The organism is Achromobacter sp. ISS7, assembly GCF_056523125.1.
Genome location: NZ_JAWRZD010000001.1, coordinates 5,270,023 through 5,288,846, shown reverse-complemented (window position 1 = coordinate 5,288,846; position 18,824 = coordinate 5,270,023). Strand labels below are relative to the sequence as shown.

Below are 18,824 nucleotides of genomic sequence, written 5' to 3'. Positions count from 1 at the left end.
CGAGTTTCGGGAAAGCGTCATGAGAAGAGTCGTATCCACCGCCGCCCTCGCGGCCTGCACCGCCGTGCCCAACGTCCAGGCCCAGGAGGCCGAACTGCCCGCCATCCGGGTGGAAGCCGCCAGCGACGCCGACAGCCTGCACCTGGACAGCCGCAGCAGCAGCGCCTCGCGGCTCGGCCTGACCCTGCGCGAGACGCCGGCCTCGGTCGAGATCGTGTCGCAGCAAGCCATGCGCGAGCGCGGCGCCACCACCCTCAGCGAAGCGCTGCGCGGCGCCACCGGCCTGGCCGGCGGCGGCCCGCCGTCCTCGCCTACCACGCTATCGTCGCGCGGTTTCACCGACATCCTGTATCTGTACGACGGCCTGCGCATGTCCGGCGCCGGCTCGACCAACCGGGTCGAAGACACCTGGAACTACGAGCGCATCGAGGTCCTGAAAGGCCCGGCCTCGGTGCTGCAAGGCGACAGCGCCATCGGCGGCATCGTCAACTTCCAGACCAAGCGCCCGGACCGCGACAACCCCTCGCGCGAAGCGATGTTCTCGTATGGCAGCTATGGCAGCATCCGCACCGGCATCGGCCTGGGTGACAACTTCGGCGAGACCGGCGCCTACCGCATCGACTACAGCCACAACGACAGCCGTGTCGGCACCATCGACCGCAACAGCAACAAGCTCGACCACCTGACCACCGGCGTGGCCTTCGACGTCGCGCCCGCCACCCGCCTGGACCTGTCGTTCGACTACTCGCGCGACACCGGCCACGCCTATTGGGGCACGCCGCTGATCCCGCGCAGCCTGGCCAAGGACCCCACCGGCGTGGTCAGCACGCCCGACGGCCGCGTGCTGGACCGCGCGCTGGCCGGCAAGAACTACAACGTGCTGGACGACCGCAACGAGGCCGAGGCCTATTGGCTGCGGGCCCGCGTCACGCACCAGCTGACGTCGTCGTGGACGCTGCGCAACGAGCTGGCCATGAACAAGGTCGACCGGCTGTGGAAGAATTCGGAGTCGGCCACCTTCAGCGCCCCCGGCTCGATCGACCGCGACCAGACCATCATCACGCACCACCAGCGCTACCTGATCGACCGTTTCGACGCGACCCACAATGGCACGATCGGCGGCCTGTCGAACAAGTTCGTGATCGGCGGCGAGCTCAGCAAGACCAAGCTGGACAGCGAACGTCGCTTCTCGAACCGTTCGGCCAGCACTGGCGACACCCTGCGCGTATCGCTGTGGAATCCGGACGTGGGCTATTTCAACGACGACCCGGCGCTGATGAGCGGCCCCGGCAACCGCACCGACTTCACCACCGACGTGCGTGGCGCCGCGCTGTTCCTGGAAGACTCGCTCAAGCTGACCGAGCGCTGGACCGTGGTGGGCGGCTACCGCTACGACCGCATCCGCGTCGACCGCAGCGTCACCGACCTGAACGCCGGCACCCGCAGCGCCTTCGGCACCCGCTACAGCGCCAATTCCGCGCGGCTGGGCACGGTGTATGACGTGACGCCGTCGTCATCGGTGTACGCGCAGTACACCAACGCCACCATCCCGGTGGGCTCGCTGTTCCTCTTGTCGCAGTCCAACGCCTCGTTCCCGCTGGCCAAGGGCGAGCAATGGGAGGCCGGCTTCAAGCAGAGCCTGGGCGACGTCGAATGGACCGCGGCTGTCTATCACATCAAGCTCGAGAACGTGCTGACGCGCGACGCCAATGACCCGCGCGTGACCGTCAACAACGGCCGCCAGTCATCGCGCGGGGTGGAGCTTTCGGCCGACTGGCGCGTCACGCCGCAACTGACGTTGTCCGGCAACATCGCGGCGCTGAACGCGCGCTTCGATTCGCTGACCGAGGCCGACGGCACCTCGCGCGTGGGCAACACCCCGCCCAACGTGCCCGAGCGCGTCGCCAACCTGTACGCCAACTACCGGCTCAAGGAACTACCGATGAATTTCTTCGTCGGCCTGAACCACACCGGCAAGATCTACACCGACAACGCCAACCAGATCCGCATCAACGGCCACACCACCGTGGACGCGGCGGTCAGCTACCGCCTGCGGCCGGCGCTGATCACCTTCCGCGTGCGCAATCTGACCGACAAGCTCTACGCCTACTATGGCGGTCGCGCCACCAGCCAGGTGCTGCTGGCGCCGGGCCGCACCTACGAGCTGGGCGCGACGTTCGAGTTCTGAGGATCAGCAGCCCTGCACCGCCAGCTTGCGCTGGCGCTGGTTGGCGGCGCGCTGCCACAGCACCAGCGCCAGGCCCGCCGCGGCGATGATCGCGCCGGCCACCGGCACCGCGGCATAGCCCATGCCGGCCGAGATCACGCCGCCGCCGGCCGCCGCGCCCACCGCGTTGCCCAGGTTGAAGGCGCCCACGTTGACCGACGAGGCCAGGCCAGGCGCATCGGTCGCGGCGCGCATCACCCGCATCTGCAGCGGCGGCACCACGGCGAAGGTGCCGAAGCCGAAGATCAGCAGGCCGATCGCGGCGCCCACCTGGGTCTGTGCCAGCCACGGGAAGGCCAGCAGGTCGACGATCACCAGCACCAGGAAGGCGATCAGGCTGCCATCGAGCGAACGGTCGGCGAAACGGCCGCCCGCGGTGTTGCCGATGGTGAAGCCGATGCCGATCAGCACCAGCATGGCCGTCACGAAATTAGGCGACGCACCGGTCAGCTCCGCCAGGGTCGGCGCCACATAGGTGTACAGCGTGAACATCGCGCCCGCGCCCAGCACGGTGGTCAACAGCGCCACCAGCACCACCGGGGTCTTGAGCACCGCCAGTTCATGGCGGATGTCCGGACGCCGTCCGGCTTCGCCCGCCGGCAACGCGAACCACAGCGACAGCATCGCCACCAGCCCCAACACCGAGGTCGCGGCGAACGACATGCGCCAGCCGATCACCTGGCCCAGCCAGGTCGCCGCCGGCACGCCGCCGACGTTGGCGATGGTCAGCCCCAGGAACATCGTCGCCACCGCGCTGGCTTGCTTGTGGCGCGGCACCACGCTGGCGGCCACCAGCGAGCCCAGGCCGAAGAAGGCGCCGTGGTTCAGGCTGGTCACCAGGCGCGCCAGCAGCAGCGTGGTGTAGTTGGGCGACAGCGCCGACAGCAGGTTGCCCAGCGTGAAGATCGCCATCAGCACGATCAGCGCCTTGCGGCGCGACCAGCGCGACAGCGCCAGCGTCATCAGCGGCGCGCCGAGCATCACACCGATCGCGTAGGCGCTGATCAGCATGCCGGCGCTGGGGATGGACACCCCCACGCCGTCGGCGATCACGGGCAGCAGGCCCATGGGAGAGAATTCGGTGACGCCGATGCCGAAGGCGCCGACGGCCAATGCCAGCAATGGCAGGCCGGCTTTCACCGGCGGGGTTTCATGGGTGGACATACGGGTTCCTTGGTATGGATGCGCCGACCAGGGAATCCAGGGGCGTCGCGGCGAAGGCCGGGGCGTGGGACGAGTCTGATCGGAAGACAGGCGGCCAGTATGACGGGTATACCCTTACAGAAAAAGCAACTAAACGGGGAAAGACTTTTGACCTGGAGTCATGAATGAAGGGAGGGTTTCCAGGGCGCGGGCGAGGTCAGCCCGGCAATTCCCAGCGTTTGGCGAGCTTGCGAGTGTTGGCCCGGATCCATTGGCCCAGACGCTCAAGCAGCGTGCTTTCCGTCCCCGCCGTAGCCTGCCGCGCCAGGTCGCCCTGCACCGTTTCCAGCGCAGGCGGCAATTCCGTCACCAGCGCCTGCGCCACGCCAGCCACATAGCGGGGGCTGAAGCCCAGTTCCCGCGCCATGGCATCCAGGTGCCCGCGGCCGATGTGGCCCGGCCTGGACTCGCCGCCCACGGCGAACGCGAAATTGCGGGCCAGGCCAGGGTACAACGCGGTACACATCAGGTCATAGAACGGCGCCAGGCGGTACTGGCCATCCGGCGTTTGCAGCACGGACAGGTTCTTGGCATGGCTGTCGTTATTGCCGACGCAAAGGTTGAAAAGCACCCACTGCAGGAAGCGCTTGAGGTCCGCCGCGTTGACGCCCATGCCCCTGAGCAGTTCGCGGCACTGCGCCAGCGACGGCCCGCCATCGGCTTCGTATTTCACATCCGAGGGCTTGCCTGCCAGCTGGCACAGATCGAGTTGATGCAGGCGCAGCAGGCCTCCCGCGCCGTCCGGCGCGCGATCGTAGCGGGTGACCAGGCACGCCCGGGTATCCGGTTGCAGGCCCGCCTCGGCCACGCCCAGCCCCAGGCGCGCCGCCAATTGCATCACCAGGGTTTCATTGAGCGCCGATGACCAGACGCCATCAAACCCGCGGATGTCCGGCTTGAGGATATGCGTGGAGGGCGCGGCGCCCTCGGGCCAGGCCGGCGCGCCATCCTGCATGACCATCAGCAGCAGCTTGTCCTGCGCGCCCGCCAGTGAAATGCGCGCACCGTCGGCGTTCTCGGCAACCAGGGCCGGCTGTGCCGGATCCTGCAGACGCGCGGCGATCTCGCCCCAGGTCGTGGCGCGATAGCGCGGCGGCGCCGGCCGTTCGCCTTGCGGCCATATCGTCAGGCCGCTGGCCGTGTCGCCCCCGACGCTGCGCAGCAGGCCGAACACGGTCGTGGCATGGCGGCTGACTTGCAGGAATCGGCGCAGGCGCCCCTCGGGCAGCAGGTTTTCGAAGAAGGCATGCACCGCCTCGCCGGCATGGTCGCCGTCGCGCAGCGGGATGTCCGGCGCGATGGCATGCGCCGCAGGCCATCCCAGCCAGGCGTCGTCATAGACGAAACGCAGGGGCCGTTCGTCGAACAGGCGGCCGACCTTGCGATCCGCCTGGTAGAGATCGAGCGCGTCGACGCTCATGGCCGGCCCACGCGCTTGGGACCGACCCGCACTTCCAGGCCCAGCAGGTCCAGCATGTCGAGCACCTTCTGCAACTGCAGCGTTGGCTTGCCCCGCTCCAGGTCCACCACGAAGCGATTGCCGGTGCCGGACAGGCCGGCCAGGTCCGTTTGCAGCAACCCTTGCGCGCGGCGCGCGTCCTTCACCAATTCGCCGAGTTCGGCGGAGGTGTGGATGGCGATGGAGGCTCCATCGGCGGAAGATGGCGAGGGCATGGGAAACTCTCAGAATTACCGTACGGTAAGTTTACGCGGATATTCCCACGACATGCGGATTAAATTACCGATCGGTAATTTTTATGCTCGAACCGCTGCATTTTTGTCTAAAAATTACCGCTCGGGAATGCCACGGCCGCTTCTACCGGTGCGGTAGCCTGGTCCGCGCATGGCGAATCCTCGGCCTTCCGCCCCCCGCCAATGAAAAAGGCGCCCTCGCGGGCGCCTTTTCACCTGTCACGCCAGCCGCTTACTTCAGCAGCAGCGCGTTCAGGCGCTTGACGAACGCCGCCGGATCGGCGATCTGCGCGCCTTCGGCCAGCAGGGCCTGGTCGAGCAGCAGGCGGGCCCACTGGTCGAACTCGCCGTCGTCGGCGGCGCGGATGCGCGCCAGCAGCGGGTGTTCCGGGTTGATTTCCAGCACCGGCTTGACGTTGGGCGCTTCCTGGCCGGCCGCCTTCAGCATGCGCAACAGGTGCGGGCTGAGTTCGTTCTGGCCCACCACCACGCATGCCGGCGAATCCACCAGGCGCAGCGTGACGCGCACTTCCTTGACCTGGTCTTCCAGGGTCTTCTGCAGGCGCTCGACCAGCGGCTTGAAGTCCTCGGCCACTTCGGCCTGGTGCTTCTTTTCTTCCTCGTCGGCCAGCTCGGCCAGGTCGAGGCCGCCCTTGGCCACCGACACCAGCGACTTGCCGTCGAATTCGCGCAGGTACGACAGCATCCACTCGTCGACGCGGTCGGACAGCAGCAGCACCTCGATGCCCTTCTTGCGGAAGATCTCCAGATGCGGGCTGTTGCTGGCGGCGGCGAAGGTGTCGGCCGTGACGTAGTAGATCTTGTCCTGGCTTTCCTTCATGCGCGCCACGTAGTCGGCGAACGACACGGTCTGGGCCTGGTCGCCGGTCTGGGTCGAGGCAAAGCGCATCAGCTTGGCGATGCGTTCCAGGTTGGCGTGGTCTTCGCCCGCGCCTTCCTTGAGCACCTGGCCGAATTCCGACCAGAACGTGGCGTACTCTTCCGGCTTGTTCTCGGCCAGGTCTTCCAGCAGCGACAGGATGCGCTTGGCCGAGCCCTCGCGGATGGCGCGCACGTCGCGGCTTTCCTGCAGGATCTCGCGCGACACGTTCAGCGGCAGGTCGGCCGAGTCGATCACGCCGCGCACGAAGCGCAGGTACGACGGCAGCAGCTGATCGGCGTCGTCCATGATGAAGACGCGCTTGACGTACAGCTTGACGCCGCGGCGGCCGTCGCGGTCCCACAGGTCCATCGGCGCGTGCTTGGGCACGTACAGCAGCTGGGTGTATTCGCTGCGGCCTTCGACGCGGTTGTGGGTCCAGGCGAGCGGGTCGTCGTAGTCGTGCGACACCGTCTTGTAGAACTCGCGGTACTGCTCCTCGGTCACGTCCGCCTTGTTGCGGGCCCACAGCGCATTGGCCTGGTTGACCGTTTCCAGCTCGTCCGTCTTGACCTGCTCGCCCTTCTCCGCGTCCCACTCTTCCTTGGCCATGCGGATCGGCAGCGAGATGTGGTCGGAGTAGCGGCGCAGGATCTCGCGCAGCTTCCAGCCGTTGAGCAGCTCGTCTTCGTCGGCGCGCAGGTGCAGCGTGACGTCGGTGCCGCGCGTGGCCTTGTCGGCGGCGGCGATGGTGAATTCACCCTGGCCGTCGGACTCCCAGCGGATGGCGTCGGTGGCGCCGGCGCGGCGGCTGATCACCGTGACCTTGTCGGCGACGATGAACGAGGAATAGAAACCCACGCCGAACTGGCCGATCAGCTGCGCGTCCTTCTGCTTGTCGCCGGTCAGCTGCGAGAAGAACTCGCGCGTGCCGGAACGGGCGATGGTGCCCAGGTTGGCCACGGCTTCTTCACGCGACAGGCCGATGCCGTTGTCGGAAATCGTGACCGTGCGGGCGTCCTTGTCGTAGCTGACGGTGATGGCCAGCTCGCCATCGCCTTCCAGCAGCGCCGGGTTGTCGATCGCTTCGAAGCGCAGCTTGTCGCAGGCGTCCGAGGCGTTCGACACCAGCTCGCGCAGGAAGATTTCCTTGTTGCTGTACAGCGAATGGATCATCAGGTGCAGCAGTTGCTTCACCTCGGCCTGGAATCCCAGGGTTTCGGACGTGGCGTTCTGGCTCATCGTTGTATGAAAAGTCGGAAAATTAGGGACAAAAGGAAGCCGGATAGCGGGGCGCATGGCCCGGGCGGTCTCCGGGAAACCCTATTGTGATGGGGGCCATCTGAAATATTTCAAGACCGGAAAACCGCGGGCCATCCCGACAAGGGACGAAGGCCCCCCGCGGGCCTCATGAACGAAAGAACGCCCCCGCGGCGTCCCGCGCATCAATCAAAAATCGACAGCACGCCACTGCGATAACGCGTCTTGGCCTCCAGCAGCTCGTCGGACTCGGGCACCGCCAGCTTCCCGCTATGCACCAGCTTGCGGATGTCGTCCGCCTTGATCTGGCGAGTCTGCTGCGAACGCAACAGGAAATCCGCCGCCATCGGATCCAGGATGCGATAGATCGGGCTGTAGATCAGCTGGGTCGCGCCCAGCTCGTCGAGGTAATAGAGCGCGTCGCCGTTGCGCCAGACCGACCCGAAGCCGTGATAGACGTCGCCCAGTTTGACCCATTGCCCCGTCGGCGCGTCCTTGAACCGCAGGATCAGCGTGGACCGGGACAGCAAGCCGCCGCCCCCGCGGGAACGGCTCCAGACTTCCTTGCCCTTGAGGAACAGCAACTGACGGCCGTCCCAGAACACATACGGCGACAGCGCCGTGAAGCCGCCCGCCGCGAATGGATCGTCGCCCGCCCGCTCGACCACCTGCTTCTCACTGTTGTAGAAATAGATGCCGTCCTTGCTGGCGAACAGCGCATGCAGCACATGGGCGCCCGCCTCGTTCAGCAGCCGGTACGGCGCATGGGCCGGGTCGAACGCCATCGCGCCCAGGTACACCATGCCATCGCGCGGATCATGGAGATAAGGCTGGCGGTAGAGGTTGCCGACCGTGAAGGTGTACAGCGCCGGATCGTCCGACAGCGGCAGCAGCGTCTCCCGGTAATAGACCCGGCGGCCATCGCCGAAGAAGTTGTCGCCCGGCCGCGCCTCGCCGCGCTGGATCGAGGCGATGCGGCGCAACCGCGCCGGATCCGCCTGGCGCATTTCTCGGCCTTCGTAGAACACGCGGGCGCCATCGGTGGCCAGTTGCCGATCGAGCAGCGGCCGATAGGGTTGCGCGCTGGCCGGCAGGGCCAGGAACGGATACAGGTAGGTCTGCGGCTTGTCGCCCTTGCCGGCCCGGTACAGGAGCTTCTGCCAGAGCTCGTCCAACCGGCCCAGCTCGAGATTGCGTTCGGACGCAAACCCGCAGAAGTACGTGACCGCTCCGTCGCTGAAGTAACTGTTGCCCAGGTAGCGCGTCGATGCGGGCCGCATGTCCGGCAGCACCAGGTTGCCGCAATACACATGGCGACCGTCGCGCGCCGCCTGCCGGCCGTCGTAGCGGCCCGTGTCGAAGGACTCGAGACCCGCTGGGTCCGCCTCGTTCACGCGGTAATAGCCGTTGCTGGGCACGGCCGCGTAGACCGCGCCCTGATAGCGCTTGTAAATACTGCTGCCGTAAGACTCGCCATGGTCGATCGCGGCGAAATCGTCGCCCCCGTCGACCAGCCAGATCAGCAGCATCAGCGGCAGGATGGCGGTCAGCAAGACCAGCGCGATCACGATCCCTTTGGTGCGCGTCTGCATCGATTCCCGATTCGTCGGTCCAGGGTTGGCGGACCAAAATTCTATCAAGCCCCCTGGCGACGGTTCGAAGCGCGCGCTGCGCCCGGGGGCCTTCCCCGCTAAAATGCCGCACTTTCCTCCCATCCCCCCCGGCCGGCTCCCTGCCATGCAACCCGCCTCCCTGACCCAATCTCCCTCCCACGGCGCGTCCGACGACGCCGAACCCCGCCACGACCTGGTCTACGGCCCGGACGACCGTCCCGCGGCTCCCGTCGCCTTCGTCGCCGCCCTGCAGCACCTGCTGGCCATCCTGGTCCCCATCGTCACCCCCGGCCTGCTGATCTGCCAGGCCCTGGGCGTGAGCAGCCGCGACACCACGCTGATCGTGTCCATGTCGCTGGTCATCTCCGGCATCGCCACCTACGTGCAGTGCAAGCGCTTCGGCCCGCTCGGCGCGGGTCTCCTGATCGTGCAGGGCACCAGCTTCAACTTCGTCGGCCCGCTGATCGCCGGCGGCTCGGTCATGGTCAAGCAGGGCACGCCGGTCGAGGCCGTGATGGCCGCGATCTTCGGCGTCGTCATCGCCGGCTCCTTCGTCGAAATGGGCATCAGCCGCATCCTGCCCTTCGTCAAGCGCCTGATCACCCCGCTGGTCACCGGCATCGTCGTGCTGCTGATCGGCCTGACGCTGATCAAGGTCGGCCTCATCAGCATGGGCGGCGGCTTCGGCGCCATGGCCAGCGGCACCTTCGCCAGCGCCGAGAACCTGACGCTGTCGGGCCTGGTGCTGGGCACCATCATCCTGCTGAACCGCGTGCCGGTCGTGTGGATCCGCAGCACCGCGCTGGTGCTGGCGCTGGCCGTCGGCTACATCGCCGCCGCCTACATGGGCCGCCTGGACTTCACCGGCGCGCGAGAAGCCGCCCTGTTCCAGGTGCCGATGCCGCTGCACTTCGGCCTGGGCTTCTCGTGGGCGCTGTTCGTGCCGATGCTGATCATCTACCTGGTCACCTCGCTGGAAGCCATCGGCGACGTCACCGCCACCAGCAAGGTCTCCAAGCAACCGGTCGAAGGCCCGCTGTGGATGCAGCGCATCAAGGGCGGCGTGCTGGTCAACGGCGCCAACTCGCTGCTGGCCGGCGTCTTCAACACCTTCCCCAGCTCGGTCTTCGCCCAGAACAACGGCGTCATCCAGCTGACCGGCATCGCCAGCCGCCACGTCGGCGTGTGGATCGCCGGCATGCTGATCCTGCTGGGCCTGTTCCCCGCCGTCGCCGGCGTGCTGCAGGCCGTGCCCGAACCCGTGCTGGGCGGCGCCGCCATGGTCATGTTCGGCGCCGTGGCCGCGTCCGGCATCAACATCCTGGCCGGCATCCACCTGGACCGCCGCGCCCTGCTGATCATCGCCGTGTCGCTGGCCCTGGGCCTGGGCGTGTCGCAAGTGCCCGAGATCCTGTCGCACCTGCCGCACTCGGTGAAAAGCGTGCTGGAATCCGGCGTGGCCACCGGCGGCATCTGCGCGCTGGTCATGAACTGGTTCCTGCCGGAAAAGAAGTAAGCACGCGGGCCGGCGCCCCTCGCACCGGCCCCTTGCCTGACAATTTTCGCCAGACCGCATATAATCGCGGTCTTCGCTTTACCCGCGACCGTCACCTGGACGGCCCCGCGACCAGCCTGCCCGGGTGGTGAAATTGGTAGACGCAGGGGACTCAAAATCCCCCGCCGCAAGGCGTGCCGGTTCGATTCCGGCCCCGGGCACCAGATTAGAAAAGCCGCGACTGCATTGCAGTGGCGGCTTTTTGTTTGGGTTCAGTGATTGCTCCCGCAAGAGCAGTGCAACGCGCTTGCCCTTGACACACCAAGCCCATCTACATCTGAACTCTATCTGCCTCGCTCTCTTCTATACGCGCACCTCAGCCGATACGCGCAAAAATCCATTCGGTTCCGGTCACAGAAAAATGGTTCGACAAATGGTTTGAGCAGTCAATGGCCTACATCCTCGAAATTGCCATCACTCTTGCAGAACATGGGCAAGAATTGAGGACCTGCAACGGGCGGCTCCGTCAACGGTAAGTGATGTGCATGTTGCGTTCGCATCGGCCTCGCCATCAGCGAGGCCTTTTCATTTATGGCCGCACATATCTCCGCGCTACGCTTGGGCAACCCCTTCGGTTGCATCTCGCGTCCGTTCTTGCCGGGCTGGCCGCGGGGGCAGGCCCAACGGCTTCGCCTTGTTCCTCCCCCCCGGCCGACAGGCTGCATGGCTTCCAGAGGCATCAAGGGTGAAGGCTTCGCCCGGGATCCTCACCCGTTCCCTGCGCTGCGCTTCGGGCTGCGGCTTCCGGTCCCGCCCTTGACACCTCTTCCGGCCAAACGACGTCAGTAGCAGTGCCGTCGAGCGGATGACGGGTCAAGGGGTTGGTGCGGCCCGCACCACAGGGCGAGGACACGACCCCTTGACGCGGCAGGAACGCCCCACGCTATGCCCGGGGGCAGGAGTTCGGGCCAAAGCCCGCCCCCCCTGCCCCCGAAGCTCCCGCCGGCGAGGGTGGAGAGTCCAGAGAGGCAAAGCCTCTTTGGAAACTACGGCTAATACGCAGCCGATATCGGCGTCCATAACAGGTAAAACAAGACAATTTCAGCGCACCACCTCTGTGGCTGCGCGTACCTAAACCGAATTATCCATACTTCTTGTAAGATCGAGTTACCTACGGCAAGGAAACACCATGGCAAGGGTAAATGCAGGCAACAGCCCGGCAAAACCATATCGGATACCGAACGCAGCCGCCGGCAATCGGCAGTTAACTATGCGCGGGCCTCCGTCGGTCTAGAAGGTTTCTCGCTCAGTGAAGCAGATGAGGCCCACGCTCAGCGTTTCGTCGATGGTCAGATAAGCCTGCAAGAGTTTGTGCAGCCGCGCGCTGACGCATTAGCGCTCCCAAAGTCTTCGTCATGACGAAGAAATTTAGGATATGGGGACTAATGCAGGATAGGCTGCCGCCGGTTTTTGTATTACGCGTACCAGTAACGCTCGGTAAGTCAAACATAGCAACGGTTGTCACGGCATCGAATCCGAACTGACCGAGTTCGGCGTCAACTGACCGGCAAGCATGTTTATTATGAGTAAATTCCTCCATCCTATTTTGACCGTACCTCTCGCATATGTCCGAAACATCAAGAATCAATTCCGAATGGGTTACGCTCAATGCGTTTAGGGGACTCACCAAAATAGCTGCAAAGGGTGATCTTGCTAAAGCGACATATGACAACGCTCTCGAACTGGGAGGCGAGCTGTATCCCGCTTTGCTTGGTGCCGACACCAGTATTCTTAGAAGAGAAAGGGAAAGTGATACGGCAAAAGAGTATCGGCAGCGCGCTAGGCTCAAGTCAATAAAGACCGGCGCCACAGTGGCTCCGTTGTCTCTGCTCCGTGTTGATATCGCTGACATCAAGGATCTGCTTGAAGTCGCGAGGCAGAATAAGAATGACAGAGCGAAGGTTGATCAATTGAAACGGCGGTTGGCAATTCTTGTCGCCGCAGAGACAGAGCTCAACCCAGTTCCGCACACTGAGAATCAACTCATCTTTCGTGACACCATGGCGGTAGAGCGAACTGTTCCTGCATTCCACTCCGGTCAAGCATACAGGGATTTCATACTACCCGATTCAAACATCCTCAGAGTCCGCGTGCTACACCCAGACAAACCGGAACATGTTACTGGGGCAGACATCATTTACGAGAGACATAGCCCGACCGAAGAGACGGCCAGCATAGTCGCCGTGCAATATAAGATTTGGGAAGAAAAGTTTTTGTACCTCACGGACGAACGGATGCAGAAGCAGCTTTCTCGTTTGAAGAATTTCACCTGTGCTCAGAAAGCCTGTGACCAACCGGAGAGTTCCAATACGTATCGTTTCCCTTGCTGTGCTGGATTTTTACGACCGACAGACAAACTTCAGAGAGCAGATCAGAGCTTTGTCTCTACTGGCGAACATTTACCGATCTGTCGAATTGATGATTGCAAGAGTCTTAGCCCCCAAGGGAAGGACATTCTCGAATACAAAAAAATTCGCGACGTGTCGCTATCGAGCGAAATGTTTGAGCAGCTATTTAATAAAGGAAAAATTGGCTCTAGACCGCTTGATTACTCCGAATTAACGGCACTCTATGCGGAGCATCTAGTAGCGTCAAATGAAGACACTGTTGTTATCTATGCGCAAGAGTTCCGTGACTCTGTCGTAGATATAACCTAACGGTGTAGGGCAATAGGCTGTTGCTAATAGATTGCTGCCACTCAAAAACTAGCATGGGAAAAAGTTTCCTCGGCCAGCAACGTATATCTTTAATAAAACTTCAGTTTTTCTAGTGGAGACATTGGGAGGGGGGCGATGGCGTACTTTCAAGAGAACGCGTCGCGTCTAGTCGTCCGTGAGGGCAATACGCCCAATTCAGGACTAAGACGCGGACAGGTCGGCGCGCTTTTTGCGTTGTCGGCGCACTTCATCGAGCGGCATGAGCCCGCTATTGTTTCCTTGCCGACGGGATACGGCAAGACAGCCGTGCTCACCGCTACTTGCTTCCTTCTGCAAGCGCGGCGCGTGCTGCTGGTCACGCCAACGGGCCCTTTGCGTAGCCAAGCAGCCAAAGCCTTTCAAAACCTTGAAACGCTTCGTCGACTGAACGCGCTGCCTGGCGAGCCGGAGTTACACGGGCCGCGAGTAGCCATCGTTGAGCAACGAATCGGCGGGCCTGAGGCGTGGCAAGCGCTTGAGCAATTCGACGTCGTTGTTTGTACTCCTCACTCGGCTAGTCCCGAGGTGGAAGGTGTACCGCTACCACCTGACGGACTGTTCGACTTAGTCCTAGTCGATGAGGGCCACCATTCGCCCGCACGGACGTGGGCAGCATTCATCCGAGCAACGCCGCACGCTCGCCACATCCTCCTAAGTGCGACGCCGTTTCGTCGTGATCGCAGACAACTGCCGGGACGGCTTGTTTTTTACTACTCGTTGCGTCGTGCAGTGGAGGAAAGAGCCTTTGGCAAGGTCGCCTTCCACCCGGTGGTAGTTGATGACGATGCACTTCCTGAAACGCGTGACGAAGCCTTGGTGACAACCGCCGTGGAAGTATTCAGACGAGACGCGGAAGCAGGTTTGCAACACAGACTTTTCGCGCGTACTGAGCGTATTGCGGATACCGACCGGCTTGCGGGCATGTATGTGGCCGCAGGCCTAAGAGTCGAGGCGGTTTCTAGCCGAAAGTCTCGGCAGCAGATTGAAGATGTCGAGAATCGGCTCGTTAGTGGCGAACTTGACGGAGTGGTCTGTGTGGACATGTTCGGGGAAGGCTACGATTTCCCGAAATTCAAAATTGCAGTCCTACACAGTGCCCACAAATCCTTGGTTCCGACGCTGCAGTTCATAGGCCGGTTCTCACGAACGAACGACCAGAACACTGGCCCTGCGACCTTCTTAGCAGTGCCACGCGAAATTGAAGCGGAGAGCACGGAGCTCTACAGGGAGGGAGTCGACTGGGACGTTCTCCTCGCGGATGTCGCCGAAGCACGTCAGGGCCTGGCGATTCGTGAACGCGAGACCCTTCAATCGTTCGCTCAAGCGGGCCATCCTTCGGCGGACTACGAAGCCGTGAACCCGGGAGCGTTTCGGCTAGGGCAACATGTGGCAGCATTTAGGACCAGCCAAGCACCTAACTTTGATAGAGCGCCGGAGACGCTTAAGTCCCTGCAGGTTACGAATGCATGGCGTAGTGACGATGGGACCACCTATCTACTTGTGGCCAAGTCCGTTCGGTCACCCATCTGGTATCGCGACGACCAATTGGTCGACGCAGCGCATGAATGCTTTCTCTTGAAGTATTTCCCGATCTCGCAGCTCGTTTTCATAACCGCGACTGAGCGCTCTGAGCGCTACTATGCGGAACTCCTCGAGGTCTTCTTCGATGGGAAAGCGACGCCGTTAGCCTTCGAGCAAATTCGGAAGGTACTGAACGGGATGACGGACCAAGAGTTTTATAGTGTTGGAATTCGGAGCACATCCCCCATAGCTACGGCCGAGTCGTACCGCATCGTCGCTGGCAGCAACGCCGACCGAGGCGTTCGAGATTCTGACGCCGCGAATTTTTCGCAGGGTCATTTCATGGGACGTGGGCAGGTCAACGGCGAAACCGAAATTATCGGTGCGAGCGCAGGTGGCCGAGTTTGGTCAAACGGGAAACTTTCGATTTCTGACATTCTCGACTGGATGGAGGCGCTGCACGCACGCATGACGGCGGACCAGATCAACATCGGCCGGTCTGGCCTCGACCTACTGCCCTATGGCGAGACACTCCAAAGAATTCCGGCGTCCACTTTCATGACGGATTGGTCCAAGAACGCGTACAGGGACAACCCCGTGGTGCTTATAGGTGATGGTGCCGACATCTTCAGAACATGCATCCTGGATTTGGAAGTGACCGACATAGTAGTAAGTGGAGATGGCTCTTCACTGACATTTCGTCTGGGTGACGGTGGTAAAAATCAGCAACTTCGATATCGCTTGAACCAAAGTCCTCAATTTTTGTTAATCACCCACGATTCGCCCATACGCGTAGTCAGTGCAGAGGGGCGAAGGGAGTCTATCGAAGAATGGCTTGAAGATAACGGTCTTGTCTTCTTCACGAAGGAGTTGGATTCCTTCACTCGAAGCACGCTCCAGCGGCGTCGCGCCAGCCCGGGTATTCGTCCAGAAAGTCTGGTCATTCACAACTGGGGGGGCTGTGACATAAAGGTCGAGTTTGACTTGAAGAATCCGGATCGCATGACAGTGCAGCGGTTCTTACAAGACTACCTACTTGACCTCCCGGATAACAGCTTCATCATTTATGACCACCGATCCGGCGAAGCCGCGGATTTCATCGTAGCCCGAGCCATGCCTGCTAATCGCTTGTCAGTGTCGCTCTATCACTGTAAGGGGGCCGGCGGACCTGTATCCGGGGAGCGAGTGGACGATGTGTACGAACTAGCGGGCCAGTCCGTGAAGTCGGGCAGGTTCCAGCGGAAGGACGACTTGATACGACACGTTGAACGACGGACGCTTATACGCGTGGGGCGCGGCCATTCACCATTTCTATTCGGCACTAGGGACGTAGCTCTCGATCTCTTGCGAAATTGTGATCCTATAGATATCCAGCTTACGGTGTATGCGGTTCAACCAGGGCTGTCAGCAGGAGGCCTAGTCGAGAACGTAAGGGCAGTAATGGCTGCTGCAAATGACAGCCTTACGTCGCAAGGGGTTGAGTTGCGCTGGCTGACTAGTGCATAGGAGATCCACGTAAGCATGTCCAGGTCCGCGCTCGGCCCCGGTACGTCATCAGACGACACGCCCCCCGGCCCGAGCTCGATGTCACTTGCTCACTGGTACATACAGCGACACCGACCGCAACGGGCTGCTGGTCTCCCCATGTGGTCGCTGTGATACCACGGCAGACCCGAAAATTAGGTGCAGTACAGGTACAATGACCAGTGTTCACCAACTGATGAAAAATACACTAACCTATTGATTTTAAACTGGTTTTACCTGTTTCAACCTACGCTAGAATTCGCCCGATTTCCCTGTACAAACACTGTAAATCCCCAACTCAAAATCCCTCGCCGCAAGGCGTGCCGGTTCGATTCCGGTCCCGGGCACCAGATTGAAAAAGCCGCCACTGCATTGCAGTGGCGGCTTTTTGTTTGGATGGCGCTATGCGTGCGCCGTGTCCTTGCCCTTGGAGACGGCTGTCAGGATGAGAGCCAGGGTAAGCTCCCCCAACACGCACGGAGGCTTCAACATGGGCATTTACGAGCGCACTTTCGACTGGGTATCCGCGCCCGAAGGGCGCGCCCGGTTCGCCGGTGGCATCCGTGGATGGGACGAATGCGGACACGAGACCTACGCCGTCGAAATGGATGGCGAAGTGCTCTATGGCGAGATCGCCAGGGCCTTTCTGCCCAACCAGAACGACTTCAACGTCCTGGTCGTTTCCTTCGGCTATGGCAGCCGCGAGAACGTCGGCATGCCGCGCCAGGACGGTTTGCATCCGCGTGCCCAGGCCAACGACTCCGCGCGGCAACTGCAACGCGTGCAGTCCCTGCTGGCCGGGCTGATCCAGGCCGCGCGGCATTTCGAAGACCGCCCTGGCGTGCTACGTGAATATCCCCACGCGCGCTTCCAGGGTCAGCTGATCTTTGCCGAAGGCTGGGCGGCCGGCGCGCCGGCTCGGGTCATGACGCTGGACGTCGATCGCTGCCCCTCACCCCAGGCGCAATTTCAACGGCGCCCCCAGCGCCCCTCGTAATACACCCAATGCCCATGCCGCTGGCGCCACTCCGGCCCGTGGTACACATAGCCCGGCCGCGCCGGCAGCCATACGCCCTCGATCCAGGCATGGCGGCCGCCCACCCATTCCCAATGGCCCGGCGCCCAGACGTAGCCCACGCGCGGCGGCGGCAACACTTCCACGCGGGGCGGCGGCGGCGCCACGTCGATGCTGATGGCCACGCCGGCCTGCGCCACGCCGGGCACGGCAAGCGCCCCCAGGGACAGGACCACCGCGGCGCCCGCGGTCATCGCGGCTCTGACAAGATTCTTCATGATGCATCTCCCTCGCAGTCGCGTCCGCCGTTGCGGACGCGGTGAGGCCAGTGTGCGCGGAAGGAATTATCGAAATGGTTACGCGCCGGGAGCAGATGGTTTCAGTGGATTTCGCGCCGTGGCGCCCGCCACAGGGCCGGCGGCCCGCCCATCCGGCCCCGGTAAATTCCGCCCAGTGGATTTAAGGGGAATTCCCCGATTCTCCGACCCAGGCCCGGCCGATACCATTCGCCGCATTTCCGCCGACCGGCGGACATAGACCAATAGGTTGCGCGCCCGCGCGGAGACACCATGAAAGCACTGACTACCGTCGCGGCAGGCGCCGCGCTCCTTCTCTCGTCGTGGGGCGCCAGCGCGGGCGTGACGTTCGAGAGCGTCAAGAACAAGGGCTTCGTGCAGTGCGGCGTGTCCACGGGCGTGGCCGGCTTCTCGGTCAATGACAGCAAGGGCGGCTGGATGGGCCTGGACGTGGACCTGTGCCGCGCGCTGGCCGTGACCATGTTCGGCGATGCCTCCAAGTCCAAGATCATGGCCGTGAGCGCGGTGCAGCGCTTCACCGCCCTGCAGTCCGGCGAAGTCGACGTGCTGCCGCGCAACACCACCCTGGTCATGACGCGCGACACCACCCTGGGCCTGATCGGCGTGGGCGTGAACTACTACGACAGCCAGGGCATCATGGTGAACAAGTCCCTGAACGTGAAAAGCGCCAAGGAGCTGGACGGCGCCACCGTCTGCGTGCAGCCCGGCACCACCACCGAACTGAACCTCTCCGACTGGTTCCGCTCGCAGAACATCGCCTTCAAGCCGGTGGTGGTCGAGCGCATGGATGAAATCGTCCGTGCCTTCGCGGTGGGCCGCTGTGACGCCTTCACCGGCGACAAGTCGCAACTGGCCGCGGCCCGCACCAACCTCGAGAACCCCGAGAAATACGACATCCTGCCGGAGAACTTCTCCAAGGAGCCGCTGGGCCCCATGGTGCGCCAGGGCGACGAGCAGTGGTTCAACGTGGTCCGCTGGACCATGTTCGCGATGCTGGAGGCCGAGGAATACGGCGTCACCTCGAAGAACGTGGACGAGATGCTCAAGAGCACCAACCCCAACGTGCAGCGCCTGCTGGGCGTGACGCCGGGCATGGGCAAGAACCTGGGCGTGGATGACAAGTGGGCCTACAACGTCATCAAACAGATCGGAAATTACGGCGAGAGCTTCGAGAAGAATCTGGGAGAAACCAGCCCGATGAAGCTGGCGCGGGGGTTGAACGCGTCGTATCGGAATGGCGGGTTGATGTATGGGTGGCCGGTGCGGTAACTGCAACGGTACTGGTGACAAGAACGGGCGCATGATGCGCCTGTTTTTTTTC

At 62.9% G+C, this 18,824-nt stretch carries 13 protein-coding genes and 1 tRNA gene; 8 read left to right on the top strand and 6 right to left on the bottom strand.

Annotated elements, in window-relative coordinates; all coding sequences use genetic code 11:
* Positions 1–19: 19 nt before the first annotated feature.
* Positions 20–2,188 carry a TonB-dependent receptor gene (locus AC1HFW_RS24050; RefSeq protein WP_479285385.1) on the top strand — a complete coding sequence of 723 codons (2,169 nt, stop codon included), beginning with the start codon at positions 20–22 and terminating at the stop codon, positions 2,186–2,188.
* 3 nt (positions 2,189–2,191) lie between these two features.
* Here the strand turns inward: AC1HFW_RS24050 and AC1HFW_RS24045 are convergent, their stop codons facing one another.
* The 5 genes from AC1HFW_RS24045 to AC1HFW_RS24025 form a co-directional block, all read right to left on the bottom strand.
* Positions 2,192–3,391, bottom strand: a complete 1,200-nt coding sequence (locus AC1HFW_RS24045) for an MFS transporter (RefSeq protein ID WP_006391569.1) — start codon at positions 3,389–3,391, stop codon at positions 2,192–2,194.
* 196 nt (positions 3,392–3,587) lie between these two features.
* Complete coding sequence (locus AC1HFW_RS24040) at positions 3,588–4,850, bottom strand: HipA domain-containing protein (RefSeq protein ID WP_479285384.1); 1,263 nt, start codon at positions 4,848–4,850, stop codon at positions 3,588–3,590.
* Entirely contained in the window at positions 4,847–5,104 is a 258-nt protein-coding gene (locus tag AC1HFW_RS24035; RefSeq protein WP_006391571.1) for a helix-turn-helix transcriptional regulator, read from the bottom strand. The genes AC1HFW_RS24040 and AC1HFW_RS24035 overlap by 4 nt, the downstream gene beginning before the upstream one ends.
* A 250-nt stretch (positions 5,105–5,354) precedes the next feature.
* Complete coding sequence (gene htpG / locus AC1HFW_RS24030; RefSeq protein WP_479285383.1) at positions 5,355–7,244, bottom strand: molecular chaperone HtpG; 1,890 nt, start codon at positions 7,242–7,244, stop codon at positions 5,355–5,357.
* Between the two features lie 203 nt (positions 7,245–7,447).
* Entirely contained in the window at positions 7,448–8,854 is a 1,407-nt protein-coding gene (locus AC1HFW_RS24025) for a DKNYY domain-containing protein (RefSeq protein ID WP_479285382.1), read from the bottom strand.
* A 145-nt stretch (positions 8,855–8,999) separates the two neighbouring features.
* Here AC1HFW_RS24025 and AC1HFW_RS24020 point away from each other — a divergent pair, with 145 nt between their 5' ends.
* The 6 genes from AC1HFW_RS24020 to AC1HFW_RS23995 all read left to right on the top strand — a co-directional run bounded on the left by AC1HFW_RS24020 (position 9,000) and on the right by AC1HFW_RS23995 (position 17,168).
* A complete protein-coding gene (locus tag AC1HFW_RS24020; RefSeq protein WP_061073176.1) occupies positions 9,000–10,391 on the top strand; it encodes a nucleobase:cation symporter-2 family protein in 1,392 nt (463 codons plus the stop codon).
* A 118-nt stretch (positions 10,392–10,509) separates the two neighbouring features.
* Positions 10,510–10,594: transfer RNA gene (locus tag AC1HFW_RS24015), tRNA-Leu, on the top strand.
* 1,003 nt (positions 10,595–11,597) lie between these two features.
* Positions 11,598–11,789 carry an antitoxin VbhA family protein gene (locus tag AC1HFW_RS24010; protein WP_479286544.1) on the top strand — a complete coding sequence of 64 codons (192 nt, stop codon included), beginning with the start codon at positions 11,598–11,600 and terminating at the stop codon, positions 11,787–11,789.
* A 206-nt stretch (positions 11,790–11,995) separates the two neighbouring features.
* On the top strand, positions 11,996–13,087 hold the full coding sequence (locus AC1HFW_RS24005) for a hypothetical protein (RefSeq protein ID WP_479285381.1): 1,092 nt from the start codon (positions 11,996–11,998) through the stop codon (positions 13,085–13,087).
* A gap of 135 nt (positions 13,088–13,222) precedes the next feature.
* Complete coding sequence (locus AC1HFW_RS24000; RefSeq protein WP_479285380.1) at positions 13,223–16,153, top strand: DEAD/DEAH box helicase; 2,931 nt, start codon at positions 13,223–13,225, stop codon at positions 16,151–16,153.
* Positions 16,154–16,661: 508 nt separating this feature from the next.
* Positions 16,662–17,168, top strand: coding sequence for a hypothetical protein (locus tag AC1HFW_RS23995; protein ID WP_479285379.1), 507 nt, complete (start codon positions 16,662–16,664; stop codon positions 17,166–17,168).
* Here the strand turns inward: AC1HFW_RS23995 and AC1HFW_RS23990 are convergent.
* Entirely contained in the window at positions 17,141–17,464 is a 324-nt protein-coding gene (locus AC1HFW_RS23990; RefSeq protein ID WP_116521071.1) for a YXWGXW repeat-containing protein, read from the bottom strand. The genes AC1HFW_RS23995 and AC1HFW_RS23990 overlap by 28 nt on opposite strands.
* A 291-nt stretch (positions 17,465–17,755) precedes the next feature.
* On the opposite strand from AC1HFW_RS23990, the gene AC1HFW_RS23985 reads away from it, so the two are divergent.
* Complete coding sequence (locus AC1HFW_RS23985) at positions 17,756–18,772, top strand: amino acid ABC transporter substrate-binding protein (RefSeq protein WP_006391576.1); 1,017 nt, start codon at positions 17,756–17,758, stop codon at positions 18,770–18,772.
* The last annotated feature ends 52 nt before the right edge of the window (positions 18,773–18,824 follow it).

Excerpts from the sequence above, each read along its gene's own strand:
- AC1HFW_RS24050 (WP_479285385.1), top strand. The coding sequence starts at position 20 with ATGAGAAGAGTCGTATCCACCGCCGCCCTCGCGGCCTGCACCGCCGTG.
- AC1HFW_RS24045 (WP_006391569.1), bottom strand. The coding sequence starts at position 3,391 with ATGTCCACCCATGAAACCCCGCCGGTGAAAGCCGGCCTGCCATTGCTG.
- AC1HFW_RS24040 (WP_479285384.1), bottom strand. The coding sequence starts at position 4,850 with ATGAGCGTCGACGCGCTCGATCTCTACCAGGCGGATCGCAAGGTCGGC.
- AC1HFW_RS24035 (WP_006391571.1), bottom strand. The coding sequence starts at position 5,104 with ATGCCCTCGCCATCTTCCGCCGATGGAGCCTCCATCGCCATCCACACC.
- htpG (WP_479285383.1), bottom strand. The coding sequence starts at position 7,244 with ATGAGCCAGAACGCCACGTCCGAAACCCTGGGATTCCAGGCCGAGGTG.
- AC1HFW_RS24025 (WP_479285382.1), bottom strand. The coding sequence starts at position 8,854 with ATGCAGACGCGCACCAAAGGGATCGTGATCGCGCTGGTCTTGCTGACC.
- AC1HFW_RS24020 (WP_061073176.1), top strand. The coding sequence starts at position 9,000 with ATGCAACCCGCCTCCCTGACCCAATCTCCCTCCCACGGCGCGTCCGAC.
- AC1HFW_RS24005 (WP_479285381.1), top strand. The coding sequence starts at position 11,996 with ATGTCCGAAACATCAAGAATCAATTCCGAATGGGTTACGCTCAATGCG.
- AC1HFW_RS24000 (WP_479285380.1), top strand. The coding sequence starts at position 13,223 with ATGGCGTACTTTCAAGAGAACGCGTCGCGTCTAGTCGTCCGTGAGGGC.
- AC1HFW_RS23995 (WP_479285379.1), top strand. The coding sequence starts at position 16,662 with ATGGGCATTTACGAGCGCACTTTCGACTGGGTATCCGCGCCCGAAGGG.
- AC1HFW_RS23990 (WP_116521071.1), bottom strand. The coding sequence starts at position 17,464 with ATGAAGAATCTTGTCAGAGCCGCGATGACCGCGGGCGCCGCGGTGGTC.
- AC1HFW_RS23985 (WP_006391576.1), top strand. The coding sequence starts at position 17,756 with ATGAAAGCACTGACTACCGTCGCGGCAGGCGCCGCGCTCCTTCTCTCG.